Source organism: Megasphaera sp. DJF_B143 (assembly GCF_900320625.1).
In the GTDB taxonomy this organism is placed as follows: domain Bacteria; phylum Bacillota; class Negativicutes; order Veillonellales; family Megasphaeraceae; genus Megasphaera; species Megasphaera hexanoica.
On sequence record NZ_ONTA01000230.1, the window covers coordinates 1 to 4,861 of the forward strand.

Genomic DNA, 4,861 nt, shown 5'->3' on the forward strand with positions numbered 1-4,861 from the left:
CAAAGAAGAAGAATTTATTCTCCAGCGCCTTGGCTACGTCCGCGAAGGAGAAGAACTCTGATGACCGATGAAACGACGATTGCCCGCCTCATCCGGTCAGCGAGGGATGTACAGGAACGAGCCTATGCTCCCTATTCCCATTTCCGCGTAGGGGCAGCCCTGCTGGGAGAAGATGGCACGGTATATACGGGCTGCAATGTGGAAAATGCTTCGTACGGGCTCACTATCTGTGCCGAACGGAATGCCATCTTTCACGCCGTGGCCTGTGGCTGTCGGCGTTTTGCGGCGCTGGTCATCACCGGTGACAGCAAGGACCTCACAGCGCCCTGTGGTGCCTGCCGTCAGGTCATGGCAGAATTTGCCATTCCTGAAATCATCCTGGTCCGACCTGACGATTCGTATGAAACGTTCACGTTGCAGCAGCTCCTGCCGCTGACCTTTGATGAATCGTCCATGGCCTGATCACAGCCTGGCATCCGCTAACTCTATATACATATATAAGAAAGGTAATAACATAATTATGGAAGATACATTTAAATCGGGATTTGTTGCCGTCGTCGGCAGACCGAACGTCGGTAAATCGACCCTGATCAATCACATCATTAAACAGAAAGTCTCTATCGTATCGGATAAAGCGCAGACGACGCGGAACCGGATTCTCTGCATCCATACGGACGACGAATGCCAGATCGTATTCCTCGATACGCCGGGAATCCACAAACCGCACCATAAACTGGGCGAGTTCATGGATGAAGCGGCCTATCAGTCCCTGCAGGATATCGACGCTGTGTTGTTCCTCATTTCGGGAAATGAAAAAAAGGGCCCCGGCGACCTGTTCGTCCTGGATAAGCTCAAAGGCACGAAAGTACCTGTTTTCCTGGTCATCAATAAGACGGACCTCATGAGCCGGGAAGAAATCCTGCACAAAATTACTGAATACAATGCCCTCTTTGATTTTGCCCAGATTATCCCTATTTCCGCTCTTACAGGGGATAATGTCGATGCCGTCGTGGATGAACTCAAAAAAATCCTGCCAGAAGGTCCGAAATATTTCCCCGATGACATGATTACCGACCAGCCGGAACGACTGCTGGCCGCAGAAATTGTACGGGAAAAATTATTCCAGTGCCTGCGCGACGAAGTACCGCATTCCATCGCTGTGTACGTAGAAGAAATGAAGAATCGTGGCCATAATAAAGTCTATATCCGGGTCACGGTCTACGTCGAACGGGACTCGCAGAAGCGCATCGTCATCGGAAAGAACGGCACTATCCTGAAGGAAGTAGGTCGTCTGGCCCGTCAGGAAATCGAACACGTCCTGGGATCGTCCGTATTCCTCGATATCTGGGTCAAAGTCAAAAAAGACTGGCGCAACAAGCCGTCCGCGCTGAGTGAATTCGGGTATAAAAATGAGTAAGCAGAGGAGCGATATATGATGGAACCAGAGCTGGGACACATAGCACAGTATTTGCTGCTTCTTGTGCCTTCCATTCTGCTGAGCGTTTTTTGTGTTATTGGTAAATTTGCCTTCGTACAGCTGCGCCGCGAATCCATTGAAGAAATGGTGAGAGACGGCGATACAAAGGCCCGGTTTTTATTAAAATTGTATGAAAAACCGGCTATTTTCCTCGGCATGGCTCAGCTGGGCATGGTGATTTCCGGTATGGCCTCGGGAGCTGTCGTATTTTATGTACTGTATGAGGCATTTCCCCTGCTGCACGGATGGATACCGCTCTGGGCCGTCGGTATCCTGTATATCTGTGTCATTCTCCTGGTCTGCATCTGCCTGTGGGTTTTTGGCGAACTGATCCCAAAATCGATTGGCCTGCAGCGGGCCGAAGGAGGACTGAAACGGGTCAGCCATTTCCTTTACTCTGCCAGCCGCCTGTTTTATCCCTTCATCATCTTTGGCAACTGGCTGGGGCAGCGACTTCTCAAAAACCGCAATCTCGACGTGACCAATGAAATCGATATGGCTCATTCGGAAGATGAAATCCGCATGCTCATCACGGCCAGCCACAAAGAAGGCAAAATAGACCCGGTGGAAAGCGAACTCATTGGCAACGTCTTTGATTTTGCCGACCGTCTGGCCAAGGAAATCATGGTGCCCCGTCAGGAAATCGTCTGCCTCTATGTAGAAGAAACGATGAACCAGCACCTGAAAACCATCCGTCAGTCCCGCCATACGCGCTATCCCCTCTGTACAGAAGATAAGGACCATATCCTGGGACTGATCCACATTAAGGATTTCATGGATTTGTATATTCACAAACGGAGCAATCTCCGCCTCATCAAGCGGCCTATCCTCATGGTACCGGAAATCATGCCGGCATCACAGCTCCTGCAGCTCATGCGGGCCCGACGTACCTATCTGGCGACGGTTGTCGATGAATACGGCAGCACTGTCGGCCTCATCGGGCTGGAAGATATTCTGGAAGAACTGGTAGGCAATATCCGGAACGAACATTCGTCGGAACAGGAAGAAATCCAGCCTCTTCCCAATGGTGCCTACGAATTTGACGGCACGGTGCTCCTGGAAGATGTAGAAGAAATGCTCCATATCCCGGTGGAAGAAGATGTCGATACCGATACGATCGGCGGCTACGTCTTTTATCTCCTGGGCCATACGCCGAACGTAGGTGAAGAAGTCGTCATCGGATCATACAAATTCAGTGTGCTGGAAGTACAGGGGTTCCGCATTGCCCGGGTAAAGGCCGTGCCTATGCCACCGGCAGATGATACAGAAGGGGAAGGAACGGATGAACAGAAGGACTAATTCCTACGGTCCCATGCAGAAGACCCGGGCCTATACAGGCATCATCCTTCGCCTGCAGAAAGGCCGGTCCCGGCAGCTGCAGCTGACCATATTCACAAAAGAATCGGGCATCCTCTACGTCTATGCGCCTAAAGGGAAAAAGGGATATAATCAGGGATTTGGCAGTTTTATGGCCTTTTCTCCCATTACCTTTGATGCCTGGGAACGGGATCACGTCCTGTTTATGGGAGAATACGAGAGCCATCGCAGTACGATTCTCGATGCCCTGACTTGGGACTATTACGTCTATACCCAGATGTTTGTGGAAATGGTGCTGGCCATTATACCGGTTGGAGAACCAGATGAACGGATATATGAGCTCATCGGCTGTTACAGCCGGGCCATTGCCAGCCGCAACGTCCGCGTAGCGACCATCATCGCCGGATGGCAGCTGACGGCCTGTGCCGGCTATATGCCCGATACAGCGGCCGCTCAGGTGTATATGGGACCAGGGACTGATGGCAGAAAGACCTATTACCTGTCCGATGAAAGAGAAGACATGCAGCCCGTCCCTTTGCCGTCAGCCGTCCGTCAGCTCTGGCAGACTCTTTTAACCTATTCCTGGCAAAAGACAGATACCATACAGCTCCCCCGGAATCAACTGGCATTCCTGGAACACCTGCTGTACAGCTACGTAGAAGAACTCAGCGGCCGACAACTCAAATGCCGTAAACTGATAGAAGAGGGAAAGAAAGTGTAAGGGAGAGAGAGTTTGAAGTTTGATGAAAGAAAAGACGAGCCCCACGAAACATGCATGCTTCGTGGGGCTCGTCTTTTCTTTCACACATTAAAATGCCGGAATAAGGGCACCTTTGTAATGTTCTTCGATATATTTCCTGATGACATCAGAATTATAGATTTCGACGATTTTCTTCAGCGTCGGATTATCTTTGTCATCTTCATGGACGGCGAGGATATTGGCATACGGCGAATCTTTGTCTTCCCGCAGGAGGGCATCCGTTACAGGGTTCAGGCCGGCATCCATGGCATAGTTAGTATTGATAGCGGCGAAGTCAACATCGTCGAGAGAACGGGGAATCTGAGCGGCTTCCAGTTCTTTGATCTGGAGATGTTTTGCATTTTCCGTGATATCCTGCGGTGTCGGATATTTTACGCCATCTTTAATCTTGATGAAACCGGCTTTCTGGAGCAGCAGCAGGCCGCGGGCACCGTTGGTCGGGTCATTCCGAACGGCTACGGTCATGCCGTCTTTTACGTCATCGAGGCTCTTGATTTTGTGAGAGTAGAGGCCGATAGGTGCTACGACGGTCTGGCCGATAGAAACGATTTTCAATCCCTTGTCTTTGACCAGGTTGTCCATATACGGTTTATGCTGGTACGAGTTCATGTCGATTTCCTTATTGGAGAGGGCGACATCGGGAGTTACATAATCAGAGAATTCCATGATTTTAATAGTAATGCCCTGTTTGGCAGCTTCTTTTTTGACCTGTTCCATGATTTCCGCATGGATGCCCGGTGTGACCCCGACGGTGATTTCTTTTTTGTCGGAAGAAGCCGATTTGGAACTATTGTCACTGCTGCCGCAGCCGGCGGCAAAAACGCACAGCGTAGCGAGGGCCGCCAGTGTTACGGCCTTTTTGATGAATGATTTCATGATACAGACACTCCTTTTATTTTTTATTCTTCTTGCGGGATGCAAAGTCGCCGCAAGCCTGAATCAGATTGACGCCGATGACGAGGATGATGATCGTAGCCAGCATGACATCGGCCTGGAAACGCTGGTAGCCATAGCGGATGGCGATATCCCCAAGACCGCCGCCACCGATGGCACCAGCCATAGCTGAAGCCCCGATGAGGTTGACGATGAGGACGGTAATATTATTGATGATCGTAGGCAGTGCTTCCGGAAGCAGGACCTTGCGGATAATCTGCAGCGGTGAAGCGCCCATGGATTCTGCCGCTTCGACGAGACCAAAATCGACATCGCGGATACTCGTTTCTACGAGACGGCTGAGAAAGGGAATTGCGACAATAGTCAGTGGTACGCAGGCTGCCGTCGTGCCGATGGACGTACCGGCAATGAGG

The 4,861-nt window shown here is 50.8% G+C and carries 6 protein-coding genes; 4 read left to right on the forward strand and 2 right to left on the reverse strand.

Going from position 1 to position 4,861, the window contains the following annotated elements; all coding sequences use genetic code 11:
• The first annotated feature begins 60 nt into the window (after positions 1 to 60).
• Genes DBO31_RS06895 through DBO31_RS06910 form a run of 4 tightly spaced genes read left to right on the forward strand, consistent with a single transcriptional unit; the run spans position 61 to position 3,515 of the window.
• A complete protein-coding gene (locus DBO31_RS06895) occupies positions 61 to 462 on the forward strand; it encodes a cytidine deaminase (protein WP_150824772.1) in 402 nt (133 codons plus the stop codon).
• Between the two features lie 58 nt (positions 463 to 520).
• A complete protein-coding gene (era, locus tag DBO31_RS06900; protein ID WP_150824773.1) occupies positions 521 to 1,417 on the forward strand; it encodes a GTPase Era in 897 nt (298 codons plus the stop codon).
• Between the two features lie 18 nt (positions 1,418 to 1,435).
• The gene (locus tag DBO31_RS06905; RefSeq protein ID WP_150824777.1) at positions 1,436 to 2,776 is read left to right on the forward strand and encodes a hemolysin family protein; all 1,341 of its coding nucleotides are present in this window, start codon (positions 1,436 to 1,438) and stop codon (positions 2,774 to 2,776) included.
• Positions 2,760 to 3,515: a DNA repair protein RecO gene (locus DBO31_RS06910; RefSeq protein WP_159897807.1), complete on the forward strand. Its 756-nt coding sequence runs from the start codon at positions 2,760 to 2,762 to the stop codon at positions 3,513 to 3,515. The genes DBO31_RS06905 and DBO31_RS06910 overlap by 17 nt, the downstream gene beginning before the upstream one ends.
• 87 nt (positions 3,516 to 3,602) lie before the next feature.
• On the opposite strand, the gene DBO31_RS06915 is transcribed toward DBO31_RS06910, so the two are convergent.
• Together DBO31_RS06915 and DBO31_RS06920 are read right to left on the reverse strand one after the other, a co-directional pair.
• Complete coding sequence (locus tag DBO31_RS06915) at positions 3,603 to 4,430, reverse strand: MetQ/NlpA family ABC transporter substrate-binding protein (RefSeq protein WP_150824775.1); 828 nt, start codon at positions 4,428 to 4,430, stop codon at positions 3,603 to 3,605.
• Between the two features lie 16 nt (positions 4,431 to 4,446).
• A partial coding sequence (locus tag DBO31_RS06920; RefSeq protein WP_150824776.1) for an ABC transporter permease subunit occupies positions 4,447 to 4,861 on the reverse strand: 415 nt, incomplete at its 5' end.